Source organism: Jannaschia pagri, assembly GCF_019655435.1.
In the GTDB taxonomy this organism is placed as follows: Bacteria; Pseudomonadota; Alphaproteobacteria; order Rhodobacterales; family Rhodobacteraceae; genus Jannaschia; species Jannaschia pagri.
Genome location: NZ_BPFH01000016.1, coordinates 1 through 1,066 on the forward strand (window position 1 = coordinate 1; position 1,066 = coordinate 1,066).

Below are 1,066 nucleotides of genomic sequence, written 5' to 3' on the forward strand. Positions count from 1 at the left end.
TGACCTGCTCCCCTGAAAGGTCCGCGGTTTGAAGTTAGCCTGTTCTCCAAACGAGGAGACAGACGATGAAGAGAAGCCGGTTCAGCGAAGAGCAGATCATTGGCATCCTGAAGGAGCACCAGGCCGGGCTGGGCGCGAAGGAACTGTGCCGCAAGCACGGCATCAGCGACGCGACTTTCTACAAGTGGCGCTCGAGATATGGCGGCATGGAAGTGTCGGATGCCCGGCGGCTGAAGGCGCTGGAGGCCGAGAACGCAAAGCTCAAGAAGATGCTGGCCGAACAGATGCTCGACGTTGCGACGCTGAAGGAGATGCTGGGAAAAAACTTCTGAGGCCCGGTTCGAGGCGGCGTGCCGTGGACTGGGCCATGAAGGAGAAGCGCTATTGGCAGCGGCGGGCCTGTGCGCTGGCTGGGATCGACCCGCGTGTGTATCGGCGGCAGCCGACGAGGCCGGAGGACCGGGAGTTGCGCGAGCGACTGCGGGTGCTGTCGGGCGAGAGGCGGAGGTTCGGCTATAGGCGTCTACACATCCTGCTGCGGCGGGAAGGCTGGGCGCTGAACCATTGCCCGGCAGGGCATTGCGGAGCAATGTCCCGAGAGGGAGGAAGAAGCTCTACCGGGTCTACCGCGAGGAGGGCCTCACCGTGCGCAAGCGTGGAGGCCGCAAGCGGGCGTTGGGGACCAGGGCGCCGATGGCGATCCCGCAGGGGCCGAACCAGCGCTGGTCTCTGGACGTCGTCTCGGACAGCCTGAGCGACGGACGCCGCTTCCGCATTCTGTGCGTGATCGACGACTTCAGCCGGGAATGCCTGGCGACCGTCGTCGACACCTCGCTCTCCGGTCACCGCGTCGCCCGAGAATTGGATCGTATCGCCGAGGTCAGGGGACATCCCTGCATGGTGGTCAGCGACAACGGCACGGAACTGACATCGAACGCCATCCTAAAATGGCAGGAGGATCGCCGGGTCGAATGGCATTACATCGCGCCAGGAAAACCGATGCAGAACGGCTTTGTCGAGAGCTTCAACGGCCGCCTGCGGGACGAGTGCCTCAACGAGCACCTGT

At 63.8% G+C, this 1,066-nt stretch carries 1 pseudogene; it reads left to right on the plus strand.

What is annotated here, in order from left to right:
• Positions 1–65: 65 nt before the first annotated feature.
• Positions 66–1,066: pseudogene (locus tag K5R33_RS18955) on the plus strand (IS3 family transposase); the annotation flags it as partial.